The organism is Synechococcus sp. BL107 (genome assembly GCF_000153805.1).
Classification (GTDB): domain Bacteria; phylum Cyanobacteriota; class Cyanobacteriia; order PCC-6307; family Cyanobiaceae; genus Parasynechococcus.
Window position 1 is genome coordinate 1,651,929 of the sequence record NZ_DS022298.1, and the last position, 19,493, is coordinate 1,671,421.

Here is a 19,493-nt window from a genome sequence, read left to right on the forward strand (position 1 = left end):
GCAATTAGGCTCGACGGGCTATCAAGGCTGGGTGCTTCAGAACTGCATCCATCAGGCGTACACCCCGCAGTTGATTGATCAAAGGCATGTGGCCCTCAGGTGCTTCTAACGACCACGTGAATGACCGGGGATATCGGGTCCACACACCTTCCCGTTTCCAGCCAATACGCGGCCAAAGTTGGTCAAAGCGACCATCCAAGGTGGTTAACAACCTCGCCTGGCTCGTAAAGCCAAACCGTCCCTGGGAATACACCGTCCAAAGACGATCAATGCTGACGAGATCAACGCCCTGCATGGCGGGCACTTCACTGAAATAAACGTAACCACGCTGAACCGCAGCATCTCCCGCGAGCTCACGCAACATGCTGCTCGTAAGACGATCTGCCGCCTCAAAGTCTTGATTCAAAAGATCTCGCTGCAACGCAACAAAATCGAGACCCATGGCTGATTCCACGCTTAACCAGCCGGCCGTGGAACCCTTCAGCAGCTCCGATAAGGCGGCAGGACGATGGCGCTGGATCACCTGAAGGATCCAACCAGGCGCCCAATCGTCACCCTTGGGGTCAAAGGGCAGCAATTCGGAAGCATCCAACGTCACCAGGTCATCGACCCGAGATTCAATCGTCTTGATCAGCGGCCGGCGCTGACGGGGATTACCAGCGGCGAAGCGCTCAATGAGCATCTCAACGCTGAGGGACGTGGTGGGAGAAGAACCGGAAAGCATTTTTCGCAACCGGCTTTGTCGAGCACGGCGTTATCCCACTATGTCAGGCATGGGAGATGACCATTTCACTTCAATCGAACAGCTGCGGCAACTCCATGGACCGCTGATCGATGTCAGAAGTCCCTCCGAATTCGAGAAGGGGCATTGGCCAGGGGCTGTGAACCTCCCCTTATTCAGCGACGACGAGCGCGCCGCCGTTGGGACCAGTTACAAGCAAGACGGGCGATTGAAAGCCATTCACCTGGGGCTGCGGATTACTGGACCGAAGATGGCGGTCTTAGCCGAACAGCTCGACCAATACAGGGGGGCAGAACAGTTGAGACTGTATTGCTGGAGAGGCGGGATGCGCTCAGCAAGCATGGCTTGGCTTGCGCATCAAATTGACCTCAACCCTCTGCTGCTTCAAGGGGGATACAAGGCCTATCGCCATTGGGCTCAATCAAGTTTCGATCAGGAATGGCCCTTAAGGATCATGGGTGGTCGCACCGGTACGGGAAAAACCGATCTGCTGCTGGCTCTGCAGATCAAAGGTGTTGCCGTTTTAGATCTTGAGGGTCTTGCCAACCATCGCGGCAGCAGTTTCGGAGGTCTTGGACTACCAGCTCAACCCAGCACTGAGCACTACGAAAATCTTCTCGCTGAGGTTCTTGATCACCATCGGCGCCAGGGTGCCGGTTCCATCTGGCTCGAGGCGGAAAGCATTCAGGTCGGACGCTGCCGCATCCCAAAAGGTCTTTTTGATCAAATGCAAACCGCACCTGTTCTCGAAATCCAGCGCAACCTCGACGAACGCGTTGAGCAGCTGGTGGAGGTCTATGGACAACAGGGCTCTGAGGGCTTAGCAGAAGCCACCAACAGAATTAGTCGTCGACTGGGTCCCCAACGCACTCAGCAGGCTTTGGAGGCCATTGCAGCCCAAGACTGGGCGACAGCCTGTCGAGCCACACTCGATTACTACGACCGCTGCTACGACCACGAACTGGCACGCTGCCCCGACAGAAATAGCGTTGATTTGACCGGGCAAACCGCGGCAGTGGCCGCAGAGACGCTGCTCAAAGCCAAACTTGTGGAACTTTCCGCCTAAGATCCCGCTTCAAGAAAGGGGATCCTATGGCCGAGGCAAAAGGAACGGCATCGATTCAATTTTTCAGAGGCGTCGATGAGCCGGTCGTCCCCGATATTCGTCTCACTCGCAGCCGTGATGGGAGAACCGGCCAAGCCACATTCGTGTTCGAGCAACCTCAAGCCCTGGCCCCAGAAACCTTCGGGAACATCGGAGGCATGTGGATGGTGGATGAAGAAGGGGAAATGGTCACCCGTGAAGTAAACGGAAAATTCGTCAACGGCATTCCTAGCGCCCTCGAAGCCACCTACACCTGGAAGACAGAAGAAGATTTTGAACGGTTTATGCGCTTCGCCCAGCGCTATGCCGATTCCAACGGACTTGGTTACTCACAAAATCAAAAGTCTGATCAATCAGACGCAGCAACCGAAGAACAAGCTTGAGATTGCCTCACTGGCTGTCACTTACAGCCTTAATTGCAGCAACAGTTCTGCTGTGGTCGTTGCGTGAGGTCTTGCTGCTCCTGTTCGCGGGGGTTGTGGTGGCAATGGCCCTTTGCACGCTTGTAGGCATCTTGCGTGAACGTCGCCCCATGGGTCGTTCCCTCGCACTCGTGATCTGCTTGGGCGGTCTTTTGACGATTTTCACCGTCATTCTCACAGTGGTGATCCCCCCTTTTTTGGAGGAATTCGCTGTTCTTTTGCAGCAACTTCCTAAAGCAGCGCAAACACTCTTGGGGTTGTTGATGGACTGGATCGATGGCATCAGCCAAGCGATCTACGGAGCTGATTCCGCTTCCAATCTTGACGAGCTTGGCGTCTCCGACCCGAGCAAATTGGTGCCAGATGGTCAGTCCATCGCAGCCGGGCTTGGCAGCGGTGTGCTCGGCCTCCTTGGTCTGGCCGGCAACGTGGGTAATGCCGTATTGCGCCTGCTCTTCGTGGTTGCAGTAGCACTCATGGTGAGTGTGCAACCCCAGGCCTATCGCGGCGTGGGCTTGCAATTGGTTCCGTCGTTTTATCGACGCCGGGCTGCAGAGGTCTTGGATCGATGTGGACAAGCTCTGAGCAGTTGGATGGTGGGAGTGTTGATCAGTTCAGTCGCTGTCTCAGCACTGTGTGGCATCGCTTTATCGCTTTTGGGTGTGAAATTAGTACTCGCTAACGCCCTGCTTGCTGGACTTTTAAACATCATCCCCAATGTGGGACCAACGATGAGCACGGTGTTTCCTATGGCGGTTGCCGTGTTGGATGCTCCCTGGAAATCGATCGCAGTGCTTGGAGCGTATGTGGTGATCCAAAACATGGAGAGTTATGTGATCACCCCATCGGTGATGCATCACCAAGTGAAATTGCTCCCTGGCTTGACCTTGGCCGCCCAGTTCGTATTCACATTGATGTTTGGACCGCTGGGGTTGCTCTTGGCATTGCCCTTAGCCGTAGTTTTTCAAGTCGTGATTCGTGAAGTCTTGATCCACGACGTTTTGGATCATTGGACCAACTCTGGAGCGACGCCATGACGGCAAGAAGCGTCTTGGTGGCCCTAAGCCTCGTGGTGCTGACCTTACTGACATGGCACTTGCGCTGGGTGTTGTTGGTGTTGTTTGGCGCCGTGGTGGTGGCGGTGGCCCTGGATGTGCTGATCCAAAGCCTTCAAAAATGCACAAAGCTGGAGCGTCCCGCAGCGCTCGCTGTTGTGCTGGGCCTCTTGCTCTTAGCGGGAGCGTTCCTTGGTCAGCTCCTTCTACCGGAATTGCTCGATCAGTTCCGGCAATTGGGGCGAGACCTTCCCCAATTGGTTGGAAAGTTGTCTGATCTGATCAGCAGCGACCCCCGTCTAGAGCAGTTTGACGAGGCCATTGGCTCAGCCATCAATCTCAAAGGACTTCAACCCCTACTTGGTTTTGCAGGTGGGGCTGCCAACACGTTGATCCAGCTCTTGCTGATGGTTCTGCTGGCGATTCTTCTTGCGCTGGATCCCGGTGCCCACCGCCGCATGCTGCTTGCGGCTTGCCCACGGCCAGCCAGGGAACAGTTGGACCAGCTTCTGGATGAATGCAGACATGCACTGGGCGGTTGGCTCAGCGGAATGACCCTCTCAGCCACAACTGTCTTTCTGCTGACATGGGGCGGATTACTTGTCCTCAAAGCACCGCTTGCCCTCTTAAGTGCGCTGGTTTGTGGATTCCTCACCTTTGTTCCCACCATTGGGCCAACGGCCGCCACTCTTCTCCCGACCGGGCTAGCGCTTCTCCAGTCACCACAACTGATGGTGTCTGTTCTGGTGTTCCGTCTCATTCTTCAAAACCTCGAAGCTTTTCTGCTCACACCGCTACTGCTTCGGAAAACGGTCAATCTTCTCCCAACAGTGGCGTTGATGGCGCAATTCAGCCTGGGGGCTTTGCTCGGTTTACCCGGTGTACTTTTGGCTCTTCCCTTGGTTGTTGTGCTGCAAGTGCTGATGCAACGGGTCGTTGTGCAGCAAATCATGGATCGATGGGCCTAGGTCCGACGGTTACATACGGTGGATTGTGATCACCTTCATACGATCGAGTTGGACGTCATTTTTAATTTTTCCCGTTACGAGGAGCTGCGAGAGGCCGTGCAGCAACTCCAGCGCGACAACTTTGATCCCGAACTTCTTCGCGAAGAAGCCCATGACCTCTTCGAATCATGGTGGTCATCCAATAACAGTCAGGGGGAATGGAATGAGGCCATCAAAGAACGAACCTGGAATTCACTTTGGAACGAATTTGGTCCTAAGGACGTTCAGCGATAGCGCCGCCATAAAGAGACAGAGCTCAGCAGAACAACAATCGCCAGTTGATGATCGCGGATCGCATAGGTCATCGCCGTCAGAGTGAAGTGATCCGCAAGGAGAATGAGCTCTGTGCGCAAGTCACCAAACGCCAGCAGGATCAGTAGGAGAGGAAACCATCCAGCTGAACGACGCTGCAGCAGGGGTCGTGCGGAGTTCATCAGCTTGTTAATCACCCTGTGGTTGCCACAACGTGAGCAATGAGGGAGCAAGGGCAATACTCGACCAACTCCCCACCACCACGCCCAGGGCAAGGGCAATCGCAAACCAATACAGGGTGGAGCCACCGAAAAACACCAAGGCCAGCAAAGGCATCAAGGTGGTTCCACTGGTGTAAAGCGTCCGGGTCAGGGTGGCTGATACGGCCTGATCCACCTGAAGCTTCAGGGGCAAATCAGACCCTTGTTGGGTGCGTTCACGGATCCGATCGAATACCACAACCGTGTCGTTCACGGAGTAGCCGGCAATGGTAAGCAGTGCCACGGCAAACAGGCTGTCGACTTCCAGCTGAAAGAACAATCCGAGCCAAGCAAAAATGCCGCAGACGATGACAACGTCATGGGCCAAGGCGACCAGTGCCAAGAATGCATATCGCCGGTCGTAGCGGAAGGAGATGTAGACGGCGATCCCCGCAAACGCCACCAGCAAGGACACCAAGCTGCTTTGCAATAACTGGCGCCCCAGGCTTGGCCCAATGGTGTCAACCGATTGACCACCATCCCTGAACGGACCAGCGACCGGTTCAACGGCCTGAATGACCGCTTGTCCCTGGGCGGCAGACAGCGTGGGGAGCCGCAACAACAGCGATTGGCCCGCATCGAGCAACTGCACCCGAGGTGCATTCAGTTGCGGTAACGGCGCATTGCCCTCTTTGGGAAGAGCCAATCCACGGATGACATCCGATACGGCAATCGCTTTGAGATCGGAGCAGGTTGGGTCGCAATTGCGCTCAAGCTGGATTTGGGTGCCACCCGTGAAATCAAGGCCAGGACGCAGCGGTGCACGAATCGCTGGATCCAGCCAACTGGTCACTAAACCAATCAGGCTCACCACAACAACCGCTGCTGAAATCAGCCACACGCGTTGTCGCATCGAGCTCAAAGACCAGCGCAACTGACGGACTTCGGCCGTCGCGGGGGAAGACGCGTCAACCATGGATCAGGCGGAGGGGGTAGGGAGCTGACTGTTGGGCAAGAAATTATTCGGGGAACGAAGACCCGAATAACCCATCAGGAATCGCAACAGCGTGCGGGTACACGTGAGTGCCGTAAACAGGCTGAGCAAAACGCCAATCCCCAACGTTGCAGCGAAACCCTTCACCAAACCCGTGCCAAGGAAGAACAAGGCTGCGCAGCTGATCAGCGTGGTGAGATGACCATCAACAATGGATGAAAAGGCCTCGGAAAAGCCTGTATCAATCGAACGAATTAGCGTGTTGCCACGCCTCAATTCATCCTTAATCCGCTCAAAAATCAACACGTTGGCATCCACCGCCATGCCAATACTGAGAATGAAACCTGCAATCCCAGGGAGCGTGAGGGTGACAGGAATCAAGGCATACATTGCCAAGTTAAAAAGGGCGTACAAGCTCAAAGCAACCACCGCCACGGCCCCAGGGAGCCTGTAGGCCAAGACCATAAAGACCGCCACAAAGGCCAGACCAGATAGGGCCGCCACCAAGCTTCGACGGATGTTTTCGGCACCAAGGGTTGGACCAATGGTGCGAACTTCAATGATTTCAACGGGTAGAGGCAGCGATCCACCGCGGAGCTGAACTTCCAACTCTCTCGCTTCTTCAGCGGTGAAGTTTCCACTGATACTGGCGGCACCACCGGAGATGCCGGCAGCTTCGAACTGGGGGCCAACACTGGCTTCGCTGATGGCTTGACCATCAAGAACGATGCCGAGCAGCCGGTCGGTTCCAGCAATGGATTTCGTGAGCTCAGCAAACGCCTCAGCCCCGTCACTGTTGAACGACAGGGTGACTTCCCAACTATTGGGGTTGTTTTGCAACGGCTGACGACCTGCCGTAACCAAATCCTTACCCGTTAAGGCAGCGGGCTCGAACTGTTGAACGATTTCCTCATTCACCTTCTCGAGGAGCTGTTGCAACTGATCGGTTTCGCTGGTGGCCTCACCATCGAGACCAAAGAGCTTCTGGGCCTCAGCCAATTGGTCGAAATCGATCCCATCGTTGTCATCGATATCGCCATTAAGAGCTTGTTCTTCTCGCAACCGCAAAATGGCGCGGACTTGCGATCGCAACTGACGCAAACTTCTGAGATCTCCCTCCGCACCTGGCTTTTGTGCACGGAACTCCAACATCGCGGTGCTGCCAAGCACCCTTGCCGCTCGGGTTGGATCCTGTTCGCCGGGGAGTTGAAGCACCAACTGGGTATCACCCACGGTTTGAAGCGTCGACTCGGCTACACCAAGACCATTGACACGGCGCTCCAGCACCGCTTTCACCGCCTCCATTTCCTCGGAGCCCACGCGGGTAATCTCCCCAGCCGGCTGCACCTGCACGGTGAGCTGACTACCCCCGCGTAAATCAAGACCCAATTCCAACGGAGTCCGAAGCAAAAACATCCCAGCCGCTATGGCCAAGGCAAGAACAAACGCAAACCAACCCTGATAACGCGCCATCAACGTCAGAGACCCTTGGTGACCATCTCTTTCGCCGCCTCAACAATTTGATGGGGCTGAATGATGGTCAGATTTTCAAGGGAGCCGTTGTAGGGCGTTGGAATGTCTTGACTCGACAGCCGAATCGGACGGGCATCGAGATCGTCGAAACAGTGCTCCGTAATCAGCGCAAGTAGCTCAGCGCCAATTCCGCCAGTTTTCATGCACTCTTCCACCACAATCACGCGGTGAGTCTTCCGAATCGATTGACTGATGGTGTCCATATCCAGTGGCTTCAAGCTGATCAGATCAATCAGCTCAACACTCACGCCTTCGGCCTCTAACTGCTCAACCGCCTTCAGGCAGTGATACCGCATTCTCGAGTAGGTGATGATCGTGATGTCACTCCCCTCCTGCACGAGATCAGCTTGATCGAGGGCACAGGTGTAGTCGCCTTCTGGCAGCTCTTCTGTGAGGTTGTAGAGCAGCACATGCTCAAAGAAGAGCACGGGATTGTTATCTCGAATCGCGGCCTTCATCAGGCCTTTTGCATTCGTGGGAGTACTGCAAGCCACGATTTTGATGCCGGGCACCGCATGGAAGTAAGCCTCGAGCCTTTGGCTGTGCTCAGCACCCAGTTGACGGCCTACACCACCCGGACCGCGCACCACGGTCGGAATCGTGAAATTGCCCCCACTCGTGTACCTCAACATCCCCATGTTGTTGGAGATTTGGTTGAAGGCGAGGAGCAAAAAGCCCATATTCATGCCTTCAACAATCGGCCGCAGGCCGGTCATGGCAGCACCCACAGCCATGCCTGTGAAACCGTTCTCAGCGATTGGGGTATCGAGAACCCGTAGTTCGCCGTATTTCTCGTAGAGGTCTTTGGTGACCTTGTAACTGCCGCCGTATTGGCCGACGTCTTCCCCCATCACGCAGACGTAGGGATCGCGGGCCATCTCCTCATCGATGGCTTCGCGCAGAGCGTTGAAGAGAAGTGTTCCTGCCACGGCTTCACTGTGATCCCGGCTAATCCGGGGAATGAAGCCAAGCTATCTCAGCCTGCGCAAGCTCAACCGCCTGCCGCGAAGGTAAAGAGCAACAAAACTGACAACAACATCGCTGGCGACAACAGCAGCACCAGTTGACCGAGGTCATGGGGCGTCATCCAACCACTGCAAGATGAATCGACGCTAGGCAGGGTTCTGATCCTTGCTTGCAAAAAGACTGCGAAGGAACACCAACGTCAAACCAAGGGCCACAAAGCTTGTGCTGAAGGTGGCGATGAACGACAACCCCACCAACAGCGTCTTCAACGTGACGGCGATATTTGTGGCAATCGGTGAGCTGTAGTGCGGGGGATGGACGGCGAAGTACACCACCATTCGCCGACTTAACCCCAGGGCAAGCCAAGCCAGGACGCCTGCCGTGAGGGCCCCAGACAAAAAGCTGAGAGGCCCTTTTCTCGGATCCCGCGGTTCTTCGACTGAATCGGTCGGAGTGGGGTCAGTCATGACGCAATCCTCACGCCATCGCTTCGAAACGAGCAAGTCCAAGCTTTTAATCCGGCTGCCTTGAGCTGTGGACCCAGGTCAGCAGCAGCCTGATCACACTGGTCTTGATCGCGAAACAAGGCAAAACAACTGGGGCCCGAGCCGCTCATGGCAACCGCGAGGGTATTGGGGAGCATTTTGAGCAACTGAAGCGACGCCTGAACCGCCTGCGTTTCCGGTGCCACCACCACCTGCAAATCATTCCGGAGAGGCGGTGGGCACTCAGCCCGTAACGGCTGAAGCCATGGGGCCTCCCGCAGGTTCTGTCGGCACTGCTCAAACGCCATCTCCCCCTCTAGGTAATCCATGCCTTTGAGCTCTTTACAGCGTTGATAGGCCCAGGGAGTGGACACACTCACCAGGGGATCCTTCACCAAAAGCACAGCCAATCCCTCCGTTGTTGGAGCCACGGGTTCCAATAACTCACCACGACCAAAACAAAGCTGTGTGCCTCCAGCCACACAAAACGGCATATCCGAGCCGAGTTCAGCAGCCATGGACTCGAGGGCAGCTGGGGTGTAGCCAAGTCCCCACAACGCATTCAGCCCCACCAGAGCCGCTGCGCCGTCGCTAGAGCCTCCCGCCAAGCCTGCCCCAATGGGAATTCGCTTCTCCAGATGCATCGAAACCCCCAGCTCGCTGAAGCCCGACCTGGACCGCAGCAGCATTGCCGCTTTCAGCACCAAGTTGTCGGCACCAGTACTCAGGCTGGGATCGTCACAACGAAGCGTGATTTGTGCGTCAGCAGTGTTGGTGAACTGGAGGGAATCGGCCAGGTCGATGCTCTGCATCACCATCGCCAATTCATGAAAGCCATCGGACCGCAGTCCCAACACCTCCAAGTGCAAATTCACCTTGGCCGGTGCCGTCACAGTGAGCATGGCGATCGGAAGGCGGTTCAAACGTCTTGATTCAAACCCCTGGCGAGGGCAACCCAGGCCTCAGCGGCCACCTCTTGGGGACGTTGCTGCAGGCTGATTCCCACTGATGCCGCCAACGGTTCCAAAATCTGAGGTTCGATGACACCGGCCAGGGTGTTGCGCAACATCTTCCGCCGCGCTTGAAAGGCTTGCTTCAGCAATGCTTCAACGCGACTCGCAAGATCGATGGGCAGGCGCCTCTCTGGAGGAAATGGCTTAAGAAGGATGACTTCTGACTGCACCTTCGGTGGTGGCTGAAAACAACGGGGCGGAACGGGGCAGACCAAGGAACAATCCGCCAAAAGCTGCATGCGAACACTTAAAGCACTGAAGCTGCTCCGCCCGGGCTGGGCGCGAATCCGTTCGGCCACTTCTTTCTGTAGAAGCAGTACAAGACAGTCATAGGTGGGCTCGACTGGACGATCGAGGCGGCCAATCAGTCGCGCCAGCAACGGACCCGTGATGTTGTAAGGAATATTGGCAACTACTTTGTTGGCAAATCCGCCATCCCCCAGGTGTAGCGGTGCATCCAAGACATCGCCCTCGCGAAGGCTGAACCTGCTCTGGGCTCCGAAGCGATCGTGTAAACCCTGCACCAAGTCGCGGTCCAATTCGATCGCATGGATTTGGGCCGCCGCTGAGGCCAGCAAACGTTCTGTCAAAGCACCACGACCAGGACCGACCTCCAACACGCGGTCGTCTTGCTGCAGACGGGCAGCGCTAACGATCTGATCCAGCACCCGCGCATCACGCAGCCAGTGCTGGCCAAAACGCTTACGGGCGGTATGGCCTGAAAAGGACATCTCGGTTTCGGGATTCCCGAACTGGATTCATTCACTGTGCCCGAGGCCGGGACGAGCTGGTGATCAATCACAACGGCAGCGGTCAACGGCAGCGGTCAACTCAATTGATGAATGGCCAACCAGCGCACGGATGTGGCGGAGCCGGACAGGTTGACGAGGGCTAAAACCACCTGAAGGAGCTGATGATCAGCGTCTGGATGATCGGATCTCCAACAGTTAATCGCCCGCGCCAAGCGTCGCCGCTTACGACTGTGAAAGGCATCCAAACCGCCACGGTCATGCCGTCGTGCCGTCCGACCTTTCACCTCCACAACCAACAAGCGTTGATCTTTCTGCAGCACCAGATCCAATTCCCCCCAACGGCAAGTCCAATTCCGATCGAGCAACACCCACCCCTTCCCTTGCAGGAGCTTGAACGCGATCTCTTCGGCTCGATCCCCTTGTATCTGCTGCTTGGTCAAACCCTGATGCCCTCACTGTCTGCCTGAATTCCCAGGGCGTCACATCGCGACGCGAGTCGCTGTCTTCAGAGTCGGCCTAGGGTTAGGCCATCACGGGATGGAACCAATGCGTCGCCGACCGCTGGCTTTGTTAGCTGCATTGCTTCTTCTGCTTTCGCCTCTTCTTTACGCCGCAGCGCCAGTGTTCGCGGCGGTGGATGTCGCGAAGCAAGTGTTGATTGGCGCTGATTACGCCAACAAAGATCTCGTCGGGGCCACCTTCAACCTCAGCAATCTTCGTGAAGCCGATCTCTCCGGCTCCGACCTTCGTGGAGCCAGTTTGTACGGGGCCAAGCTCCAGGATGCCGACCTCAGCGACACCGACCTTCGTGAAGCCACCTTGGATTCAGCGGTCATGACCGGCACCAATCTCAGCAATGCAGTGATGGAAGGTGCCTTTGCCTTCAACACCCGTTTTAAAGACGTTGTGATTACCGGGGCTGACTTCACCGATGTCCCCATGCGTCCTGATCAGCTGAAAAGTCTTTGCAGTGTTGCTGATGGAACCAACCCCGTCACCGGCCGGAGCACCCGCGAAAGCCTTGGCTGCAGCTGAGCGATGAGTTTCGATTCCCGCAGCTTGGACCGCTTACGTGAATTGGGCAGAAGCTTGCCGAAACGGCTGCCTGAGCCCGAGCCCGCTGTAACGCCCAAGGCACGTCAAGTGCGCCACAAAGTCGAAACCGAGCAAGATCCCGATTTGCTCTTTCAAGAGTTAATGCAAGTGAGCCCGGATGGAACGGTTCCTGAGCACCTAATGGCCCGTCTCAAAGAACTTGAGCAGCGCCGTATCCCTGCGCCAACCAATACAACCACCGGTGCAGCAGCTCGCGATTTACCGCCCCTACCCAGAAACCATGCGGGCCCAGGGAAAACCACCCGGCCACAACCACCGAATGTTCCCCCTGGAAGTGAAGAGGAAAGTTTGTATGTGGCCTTTGGGCAACTCCTACTCGAAGACGATGAGGTCAGCGATTGAATCCCGCGCGCTGTCGGATCGTTGCCGTCGGCAAGGTTCGTCGCGGTTGGATTCAAGACGGGATTGATCTCTACTTAAAGCGATTGCCCGGCTTCAGCATCACCGAATTGCGTGATAGCTCAGCAGCCAAGGAAGCTGAAGCAATCCGATCAGCCATTCGTTCTGACGAAACCCTGATCGTGTTAATGGAACAGGGAGACGTCCTCGCTTCGATTCCATTCGCAAAACGGCTCAACCATTACGGCAACGAACGACTCGTGTTCGTAATCGGTGGTGCCGATGGCCTAACCGAGGAGATCAAGGCCCAAGCCCACTGGCAGCTGAGCCTGTCGCCGATGACCTTTCCCCATGAACTGGCCCGCTTGATGCTGGTGGAACAGCTCTTCCGCGCCCAGTCCATCCTTCAAGGCAGCCCGTACCATCGCGCTTGAAGAGGAAAACAACACGAGCAGACCTATAAAATTACACACCAGTACGTCTGTAAAAGCACATCGATGCGCCTCGCCTTGTTGTCGCCCGTGCATGGACAGTCGATCGACCATATTGCCCAGCAATTGGACAACTACAAAGCATTTCTTGCACCATTTGCGCTTCGGCATTACTTACATATATCCCTTGATAGCAGCCCAGACCTAAAATCAAATCTGCTTGAATTTGCCGATCAAAATGGCCATGACATCGTCATTTGCAAAAAATCTCGCTCCACATGGCGCCCCTGCACATCCAATGCCCTTTGCGAATTAATCAAGACAACTCTTAAAGACAATATTAGACATGACAAAGTTCTGATCCATACAGATACCGATCTTCTATTCTCCGAAGGCATAAAAACTCACTTACAGCAGCACTCCATTGGCTGCGGAAACAAACCCTTTCGATTCAGCAACCGTGGCTGGAAATGGTGCTCAAAGGCGAAAGCTGATCCTAGAATTGATCGCCTAATTTTAGAAATGTTAGATGGAGATCCTGCCTCTTTGAGGGTTGGGCGTGTCTGTGGGAGCTTCATGCCATGGGATTTATTCAAATCTTTCGGCGTGATGTACAACTATTACTTTAACGATACTTTTTTTGATAAGAACCAAAACGCATTTTGGCCAATTACAGAGATTGCTATCCCAACAATTTTACAACTCCTAGCGGGCCAAGGGCGTGAATTTGAACTACCTTTAATTCGTAATCCAAAAGAAAAGATAGACCGCAAAACGATCTCTCAACATCTATGGTTTGGAGATTATTTTGGACTCAAAAAGATCGGTCGCGATCCAAACAGCAAGGCTTTCCGTTATTTAAAGCGCTTACAAGCTAAAGCAACAGGAGAGTGTTTTTAACGATGTTGCAGGTGATCGACAATTGGCTGCCGACCACTCTGGTGCAGTCACTTCAACAGCTATGTGACGCTCATGGAGCACTGAGGCAGAACCAACTCGAAAACCAGCTGTTCAGCTGGAGACCCGACCACGGCACCCCCCGATCCGCCCACGCGCCAGAGCAGCAAGCCGTGATGGAGCACTATCTCAGCGAATTTTTGCGCCCTCTCCTCGCCCCGTGGAGCCCCACCGCGACTGGCGTGGAATGGTGGTGCAACACCAACAATGACCTCGACTGGCACATCGATAAAGATGAGGCCGAATACAGGCGCAGTGGTCAATACGCGCTGCCTCTCCTCTCCACCGTGTTTTACCCCCACGTGAGCTGCGCAGGTGGTGAACTTCTTGTCGCCGACAATCCACCGGTGAAGGAAGGCCAAACCGCCCCGCCACCACGGTTCCGATCTGTGATTTCGATCCCTCCGGTGGTGAATCGCTTGGTGGCGTTTTCCCCCGGAATCGTGCACCGAATCAACCCATTCGAAGGTGAGCGCTATTCCATTGCCGTCAACATCTGGCAGAGCGAACCCCTCACCACGCAGGAGTCAGCGCCACCGGCTTGAACTTCTCCACGGCCATCGTCCAAGCACGTGACGACATGGCCTGCAGAGCCATCTTCAACTCCTCCGTATCACCCGTTCTCAGCCAAGCCGCCTTGGCCGCCGGCAAATCTTCCGGCAATCGCTCGATCGGCAGCTCTACCAGCAGGAGGCTGTGCAACCCAGCAGCCCGCTGCAAGGCACCCTCGTCACTGCGCTGCCACACCCGAAGTAACAGCTCAAGCACCAACGCATGGCCTAGCACCTGCGGCACCTCACCTTCAGGCACCACCTCCGCCTGCGACCGCCCCGCCAAGGGCAACGCCCGTCGCCCTTGCTGATCAAACAACGCCAACGCAATTAAATACGGGGTATCAGCCACCGCAAACCACACAAGAACCCCCATCCTCACCGGCACGGGGGCAAAAAAGAAAGTACATTTGTACTATTCAAGAATTCGTTGCTGTTGGCCTTGGACTTCCAGCGCATCCCGCGACCGCTACACGCCAGCCGGACGCAGCAGATCCTCCCTTTGGTGAGCGAGCGCGTTCCAGCCGGGTTCCCATCCCCGGCCGACGATTACGTGGAGATGGGCATTGACCTCAATGAACAATTAATCCGCCATCCCGGCAGCACCTTTTTCTTGAAGGTGAGCGGCGAATCGATGACGGAAGCCGGCATCCATGACGGCGACTTGCTGGTCGTCGACCGCAGCCTCGACCCACGGCCCGGACGCGTCGTCGTGGCCGTGCTGGACGGGGCCTTCACGCTGAAACGCTTGGCCCGTCATCACGGGCGTCTCCGACTGGAAGCAGCCCATCCGGACTACCCCCCCTTGGAACTCCAACACTGCAGCGATGTGCAGATCTGGGGCATCGCCATTTATGTCATCCACCCACTCTGAGTGACATGGCTCAGGTCACCGCCCTCATTGACGGGAACAATTTCTATGCATCCTGCGAACAGAGCCTGGACCCAGCCCTGGTTGGTCGGCCGGTGGTGGTGCTCTCCAATAACGACGGTTGCATCGTGGCTCGAAGTGCCGAAGCGCGGGCGCTTGGCATCCGCATGGGGACGCCGTACTTCAAGGCGCGCCGGGAGCTTGAACGCCAAAACGTTGTGGTGCGCAGCTCGAACTATGCCCTCTACGCCGATATGAGCCAACGGATGATGAGCCTGCTTGAGGCCCATTGCGACGACGTTGAGATCTATTCCATCGATGAAGCCTTTGGACGACTAAGGCGGCCCAACAATGGGGCCCTGATTCCCTGGGCGCGCCAACTTCGCGCACGGGTACGCCAAAATCTGGGACTGCCCATTGCGATCGGATTGGGCGCGAGCAAAAGTCAAGCCAAACTGGCGAACCGGCTGGCAAAAGCGGTCCCTAATCATGCGGGGGTCTTCGATTTCGGGACTTGCCACAACCCAGATCAATGGCTGGAAACGATTGCGATCGAAGACGTTTGGGGGATCGGCCGGCAATTGGCGGCGTGGTGTCAGCGGAGAGGCATCAGCAACGCACGCCAACTGAGGGATATGCCCCAAGGAGAGCTCAAAGCGAAATGTGGCGTGGTGGGGTTACGACTCCAATGGGAACTGCGGGGATATGCCTGCCTGCCCATGGATTTGGCACCCGCAGCCAAACAAGAAACATGTGTGAGCCGTAGCTTCAGCCAACCGGTAACCACCCGCGAAGAGCTGCGCCAGTCGATCGCGACCTATGTGGTGCGCGCAGCCGAAAAATTGCGTAAGCAACAGCAACGCACCTCGGCCTTCACGATCTACACCCGCACCAGTCCCTTCAAGCCCAACTTTTACAGCCGTGCTGCCAGCCGCCAATTGGATCTACCCAGCAACGACACTGCTGTTCTGCTCCAAGCGGCGCTGCCCCTGGTCGATCACATCTTTCGCCCGCACCGCCCCCTCGCGAAAGCGGGGGTCTTGATGCAACACCTCCAGAGCATCGACACCCTTCAATCCCACTTGTTGGTACCGATGAGTGCCGAGCAACAAGACAAACGGGAGAGCCTGATGCAAACCATCGACCAGCTCAACCGACGCTATGGGCGAGGCTCCGTGCACTGGGCGGCCTGTGGACTGGAACCCGGATGGGCCATGCGTCGCGACCAATTGAGTCGTGCCGCGACCACCCGTTTAAGGGATATTCCCGTGGTCCAGGCTTAAGCATGTTGCAACAGCTGGATCGCCTGATCCTGCGTACTCAGCAGGAGCACCATCCGCTCGCCATGGGCGTTTAAGCCGGTTTGCTCACGGACTAAATCGGTACTCGCCAAAGCCAAACCACAGGTCTCGGTGACGAGTACAGGCAAGGTGCTGCCATGCCCACGCATCCGTTGTAAATCCAACGCCTGAAGGACAGCGCGCTGGGCCCGCTCCATGCCGAGCCGCTCCACAAAAGCTGGCCAAAGATCATTGACTGGCGATAACGCAGCGAAGTCGAGCGATGAATCAGCCATTCGCGATCGTGGAGATCAACACAATTGTGCCGAGGCAGAGGGTCGGTGTATCCCCAAAAAACATTGGAGAAGAAGCAAAACCCCGAAAGAAGCGATTGAAATTCTCACGGAGAACAAATCGTTTTAGAGATCAGACAAGGCATCAATAATCATTTGAGCCTGAACAGAAATGGTTTCCAACGCATCCTTGTTATCGAGATAGGCATCAAACGAGGCAAAGCGTTCCACATGGGGCGAGGCACCGTCAGCAGCACAGGCCGCAACCCAATCTCCATCGTCAGGCTTCACCGCAACAAACGATTGAAGTGCTTCCTCGAGGTCACCACCATCACCAATGCCTTCACCCTGCCAAATCGCTTCAAAGAATTCAGACATCTTCAAAACACAAAACGATCATTGCTTGGAGTGCTTTCAGCTGATGCAAGCGTATTTTACAGGAGAAAAAGAAAGAGAACAATAAATAAGGTTCCCATAAGAATAAATCTATCCTTGCCATCATTGATGTCATTCATGTTTCACTTTAAATAGGTCATTTAACCGTAGCTCATAAAGCCTCCAATCGTGAGAATAATTGAACCATCAATAATTTAAAAGACGCGATCGCAGGGCGATTTAAAAAATAATTTGCACAGATTTAAGGACTATTCTTCTAGAAGGATGAATTGGGTTATCCCAATCATGCCTGGCCCAGAATCGAGATCAACGAGCCAAGGACGAAATCGCACTTCGTCTCTATGATGTTGAGGTGAAAGGGAGACCAATCAGGCGTGGTTGCTTGTATTGGTGGGTTGGGTCACGCCTACTGCCTCTTTCACAACACATTTGACTGACGCAAAGACGGCTTCGTCCGAGCAATGGAAGCGGACCGAAAGCACGAGGCGGGCGATCAAGCATGAGCGATCATTGTTCAACGATGACAACCACTCTTAGTCTTGATTGAGTGATGGAGAGGGAGTCATGAATGTTGCTCTCAATTCATCAACCTCTATCTTTACCTGGCTTGTCGCACCGAAGACTACTTCGATTGACCAAAAAACCGACTCCCATCACGAGTCTTAGGCCCACACTTAAAAAATTTAACCCGAAAGCATTTTTTAACCCCTAAATCTCAGATACAGCAATCACATTTCAGATCAGATCAAATCAAATCAAACAAATTTGAACCGCGCGATAACCAGTCTGCTCAGCTTCGAGAACTGTCATTAAGCCTTAATATCTCACACTAGTAGTAATTAAAAATATGATTGACCATCTCAACGACTTAACAAGATCATTGGCCAGCATCATTATTGAAAAAAGATTAAACCAAGATCCTTAATTAATTGGCTCAACAGAATCGCCTGAAGAGCTGCGACCTGTTAATAGATTAGGAGGAAACCCGCCAAAAGTCATAGCAAGATTCTCAGGCGTAAAGACTTCAGACGTCTCACCATAAGCGAGCACAGTTTTGTTAATTAAGACAACTGAATCACAGAAATCACGCACATGACTGAGGTCGTGGGTGGAAATCAAAATCGTACGACCTTCTTCACGAAACTGAATAAATAACTGGGCCATTAATTTCTCAGTTCTTACATCTACTCCATTAAAAGGCTCATCCAATAAAAGAACATCTGCTCTTTGCGCAATAGCACGAGCCAAAAACGCACGCTTGCGTTGACCACCGGAAAGGGTACCGATCGGTCGGTTGCGCAGCTCCAACAACTCAACTCGTTCCAGGGCATGTCGAACGGCTACGCGATCGGAACCGCGTGGAATCCTGAGGAAGTTCATCGCGCCATAGCGACCCATCATCACCACATCCCAAACCGAGACAGGAAACTGACAATCGATTCCCTCACTCTGCGGGACGTAGGCAACGGCTTGCTCACGCTGGGCCTCTTTGACACTGCGGCCATTGATGCGAATCAAGCCTCGAGAAGGTCGGACGAAGCCTGTTAGAGCCTTAAACAAGGTGGACTTGCCAGCCCCATTCATCCCGACAAGACCACAAATACAACCAGCAGGCAAATGGAGACTGGCGTCATAGAGCGCCACCGTGCCGTTGTAGTCAACACAGAGTTGATCGGCGTCGATGCGCATCAACCGTCTCCCCCCCTGTCTGTTAAACCATCAAGTATCAGTTTCACATTGTGACGCTGCAATTCCAAGAGGGTGGGCGCCGGGCCATCAGGCTTCGAAAGCGAATCCACAAAAAACGTCCCTCCAAACCGAGAGTTAGCTGCGGCAGCGACTTCTCGTTGAGCCTTATCACTCACAGTGCTTTCGCAGAACACCGCAGGGACTGCACGCTCACGCACGATATTGATCAATCGCGCCATTCGTTTTGGAGTGATCTCACTTTCGGCATTCACAGGCCAAAGGAAAGCTTCCTCGAGTCCGTAATCCGTCGCGAGATAAGTGAAAGCACCTTCACAGCTCACCAACACCCGATGTTGCGGTGGGATGGTGGCAAGAACTTCGCGCAATTCACCATCTAAGGCTTGAAGCTTTTTGTTGTAGGCCTCAGCATTATTGGCGTAGTCCTCCGCACCATCAGGGTCCAAATTGGTGAAGGCATCCCGAAGACGATCGACATAGTCCATAGCCCGCTTCGGCGACATCCAGGCATGGGGATTGGGTTTTCCGGCGTAAGCGTCTGCGCGGATGAGAAGTGGCTCCATCCCTTCCGACAAGGTGACGGTGGGGATGTCTCCTGCCGCAGCCGTAAAACGACGGGCCCAAAGCTCGAGGCCCAACCCATTCTCAACTAAAAGATCTGCACCAACAGACCGCTCAATATCACTGGGCGTGGGCTGATATCCATGAATTTCCGCTCCCTCTTTCACGATCGAATGCACCTGAAGGCGATCGCCAGCCACATTGCGCGCCAAATCAGCGAGCACCGTGAATGTGGTGAGAACCCGTGGCCGTGAATCGTCCCGTGACACACGGGAACGATCAACACAACCCGCAACGATGACGCCCAGACCCAGCACAACAGCTGCAGCTCTCGAGATCAGACGAATCCCCATAGACCCACTATGTCTGCCACATGGATGCAACGGAGGCATCGCAGCCAGGAGCAAAGACTTAGGAACACAATATTTTATCTATACTGACACTATTTAGTGTTTATATCGTGCC

At 54.8% G+C, this 19,493-nt stretch carries 26 protein-coding genes; 12 read left to right on the plus strand and 14 right to left on the minus strand.

What is annotated here, in order from left to right:
- Window positions 1–4 precede the first annotated feature (4 nt).
- Entirely contained in the window at window positions 5–724 is a 720-nt protein-coding gene (locus BL107_RS08545) for a GUN4 domain-containing protein (protein WP_037988377.1), read from the minus strand.
- 40 nt (window positions 725–764) lie between these two features.
- Here BL107_RS08545 and mnmH point away from each other — a divergent pair, with 40 nt between their 5' ends.
- The 5 genes from mnmH to BL107_RS08570 are packed head-to-tail and all read left to right on the plus strand — an operon-like array spanning window position 765 to window position 4,565.
- A complete protein-coding gene (mnmH, locus tag BL107_RS08550) occupies window positions 765–1,808 on the plus strand; it encodes a tRNA 2-selenouridine(34) synthase MnmH (RefSeq protein WP_037988379.1) in 1,044 nt (347 codons plus the stop codon).
- A 26-nt stretch (window positions 1,809–1,834) separates the two neighbouring features.
- Entirely contained in the window at window positions 1,835–2,230 is a 396-nt protein-coding gene (psb28, locus tag BL107_RS08555; protein WP_009789926.1) for a photosystem II reaction center protein Psb28, read from the plus strand.
- Window positions 2,227–3,306, plus strand: coding sequence for an AI-2E family transporter (locus tag BL107_RS08560; RefSeq protein ID WP_037988381.1), 1,080 nt, complete (start codon window positions 2,227–2,229; stop codon window positions 3,304–3,306). The genes psb28 and BL107_RS08560 overlap by 4 nt, the downstream gene beginning before the upstream one ends.
- Entirely contained in the window at window positions 3,303–4,292 is a 990-nt protein-coding gene (locus BL107_RS08565) for an AI-2E family transporter (RefSeq protein WP_037988911.1), read from the plus strand. Before BL107_RS08560 ends, BL107_RS08565 begins: the two co-directional genes overlap by 4 nt.
- Window positions 4,293–4,340: 48 nt before the next feature.
- Window positions 4,341–4,565, plus strand: coding sequence for a hypothetical protein (locus BL107_RS08570; RefSeq protein WP_232192906.1), 225 nt, complete (start codon window positions 4,341–4,343; stop codon window positions 4,563–4,565).
- Here BL107_RS08570 and BL107_RS08575 read toward each other — a convergent pair.
- From BL107_RS08575 to BL107_RS08610, 8 genes are all read right to left on the minus strand, one after another.
- Entirely contained in the window at window positions 4,556–4,765 is a 210-nt protein-coding gene (locus tag BL107_RS08575) for a hypothetical protein (protein WP_156779431.1), read from the minus strand. The two genes, BL107_RS08570 and BL107_RS08575, sit on opposite strands and share 10 nt — an antisense overlap.
- 7 nt (window positions 4,766–4,772) lie before the next feature.
- On the minus strand, window positions 4,773–5,759 hold the full coding sequence (gene secF / locus BL107_RS08580; protein WP_009789931.1) for a protein translocase subunit SecF: 987 nt from the start codon (window positions 5,757–5,759) through the stop codon (window positions 4,773–4,775).
- 3 nt (window positions 5,760–5,762) lie between these two features.
- Window positions 5,763–7,250, minus strand: coding sequence for a protein translocase subunit SecD (gene secD / locus BL107_RS08585; protein WP_009789932.1), 1,488 nt, complete (start codon window positions 7,248–7,250; stop codon window positions 5,763–5,765).
- 5 nt (window positions 7,251–7,255) lie between these two features.
- Complete coding sequence (locus BL107_RS08590) at window positions 7,256–8,239, minus strand: pyruvate dehydrogenase complex E1 component subunit beta (RefSeq protein ID WP_009789933.1); 984 nt, start codon at window positions 8,237–8,239, stop codon at window positions 7,256–7,258.
- Window positions 8,240–8,422: 183 nt separating this feature from the next.
- Window positions 8,423–8,743, minus strand: coding sequence for a DUF3082 domain-containing protein (locus BL107_RS08595; protein ID WP_009789934.1), 321 nt, complete (start codon window positions 8,741–8,743; stop codon window positions 8,423–8,425).
- Window positions 8,740–9,663, minus strand: coding sequence for a 4-(cytidine 5'-diphospho)-2-C-methyl-D-erythritol kinase (gene ispE / locus BL107_RS08600; protein WP_037988915.1), 924 nt, complete (start codon window positions 9,661–9,663; stop codon window positions 8,740–8,742). Before ispE ends, BL107_RS08595 begins: the two co-directional genes overlap by 4 nt.
- A gap of 17 nt (window positions 9,664–9,680) precedes the next feature.
- The gene (rsmA, locus tag BL107_RS08605; RefSeq protein ID WP_009789936.1) at window positions 9,681–10,505 is read right to left on the minus strand and encodes a 16S rRNA (adenine(1518)-N(6)/adenine(1519)-N(6))-dimethyltransferase RsmA; all 825 of its coding nucleotides are present in this window, start codon (window positions 10,503–10,505) and stop codon (window positions 9,681–9,683) included.
- Between the two features lie 95 nt (window positions 10,506–10,600).
- On the minus strand, window positions 10,601–10,966 hold the full coding sequence (locus tag BL107_RS08610; protein WP_009789937.1) for a YraN family protein: 366 nt from the start codon (window positions 10,964–10,966) through the stop codon (window positions 10,601–10,603).
- Window positions 10,967–11,072: 106 nt separating this feature from the next.
- Here BL107_RS08610 and BL107_RS08615 point away from each other — a divergent pair, with 106 nt between their 5' ends.
- From BL107_RS08615 to BL107_RS08635, 5 genes are all read left to right on the plus strand, one after another.
- Window positions 11,073–11,561, plus strand: coding sequence for a pentapeptide repeat-containing protein (locus BL107_RS08615; RefSeq protein ID WP_050749875.1), 489 nt, complete (start codon window positions 11,073–11,075; stop codon window positions 11,559–11,561).
- A gap of 3 nt (window positions 11,562–11,564) precedes the next feature.
- Complete coding sequence (locus BL107_RS08620) at window positions 11,565–11,984, plus strand: hypothetical protein (protein WP_009789939.1); 420 nt, start codon at window positions 11,565–11,567, stop codon at window positions 11,982–11,984.
- Window positions 11,981–12,415 (plus strand): 23S rRNA (pseudouridine(1915)-N(3))-methyltransferase RlmH, encoded by a 435-nt coding sequence (locus BL107_RS08625; protein ID WP_009789940.1) that lies wholly within the window; start codon window positions 11,981–11,983, stop codon window positions 12,413–12,415. Before BL107_RS08620 ends, BL107_RS08625 begins: the two co-directional genes overlap by 4 nt.
- A gap of 63 nt (window positions 12,416–12,478) precedes the next feature.
- On the plus strand, window positions 12,479–13,312 hold the full coding sequence (locus tag BL107_RS08630; protein ID WP_009789941.1) for a hypothetical protein: 834 nt from the start codon (window positions 12,479–12,481) through the stop codon (window positions 13,310–13,312).
- Entirely contained in the window at window positions 13,303–13,914 is a 612-nt protein-coding gene (locus tag BL107_RS08635; protein ID WP_232192909.1) for a 2OG-Fe(II) oxygenase, read from the plus strand. The genes BL107_RS08630 and BL107_RS08635 overlap by 10 nt, the downstream gene beginning before the upstream one ends.
- Here the strand turns inward: BL107_RS08635 and BL107_RS08640 are convergent.
- Window positions 13,883–14,296: a hypothetical protein gene (locus tag BL107_RS08640; RefSeq protein WP_009789943.1), complete on the minus strand. Its 414-nt coding sequence runs from the start codon at window positions 14,294–14,296 to the stop codon at window positions 13,883–13,885. The two genes, BL107_RS08635 and BL107_RS08640, sit on opposite strands and share 32 nt — an antisense overlap.
- Before the next feature lie 54 nt (window positions 14,297–14,350).
- On the opposite strand from BL107_RS08640, the gene BL107_RS08645 reads away from it, so the two are divergent.
- Together BL107_RS08645 and BL107_RS08650 are read left to right on the plus strand one after the other, a co-directional pair.
- Complete coding sequence (locus BL107_RS08645) at window positions 14,351–14,794, plus strand: LexA family transcriptional regulator (RefSeq protein ID WP_009789944.1); 444 nt, start codon at window positions 14,351–14,353, stop codon at window positions 14,792–14,794.
- A 5-nt stretch (window positions 14,795–14,799) separates the two neighbouring features.
- On the plus strand, window positions 14,800–16,074 hold the full coding sequence (locus BL107_RS08650) for a Y-family DNA polymerase (RefSeq protein WP_009789945.1): 1,275 nt from the start codon (window positions 14,800–14,802) through the stop codon (window positions 16,072–16,074).
- Here the strand turns inward: BL107_RS08650 and BL107_RS08655 are convergent.
- The 4 genes from BL107_RS08655 to BL107_RS08670 all read right to left on the minus strand — a co-directional run bounded on the left by BL107_RS08655 (window position 16,071) and on the right by BL107_RS08670 (window position 19,381).
- Window positions 16,071–16,367 carry a hypothetical protein gene (locus tag BL107_RS08655; protein ID WP_009789946.1) on the minus strand — a complete coding sequence of 99 codons (297 nt, stop codon included), beginning with the start codon at window positions 16,365–16,367 and terminating at the stop codon, window positions 16,071–16,073. The two genes, BL107_RS08650 and BL107_RS08655, sit on opposite strands and share 4 nt — an antisense overlap.
- Before the next feature lie 123 nt (window positions 16,368–16,490).
- Entirely contained in the window at window positions 16,491–16,742 is a 252-nt protein-coding gene (locus BL107_RS08660) for a hypothetical protein (RefSeq protein ID WP_009789947.1), read from the minus strand.
- Window positions 16,743–17,681: 939 nt separating this feature from the next.
- Entirely contained in the window at window positions 17,682–18,449 is a 768-nt protein-coding gene (locus BL107_RS08665) for a metal ABC transporter ATP-binding protein (RefSeq protein ID WP_009789948.1), read from the minus strand.
- Entirely contained in the window at window positions 18,449–19,381 is a 933-nt protein-coding gene (locus tag BL107_RS08670) for a metal ABC transporter substrate-binding protein (RefSeq protein WP_009789949.1), read from the minus strand. Before BL107_RS08670 ends, BL107_RS08665 begins: the two co-directional genes overlap by 1 nt.
- Between the last annotated feature and the right edge of the window lie 112 nt (window positions 19,382–19,493).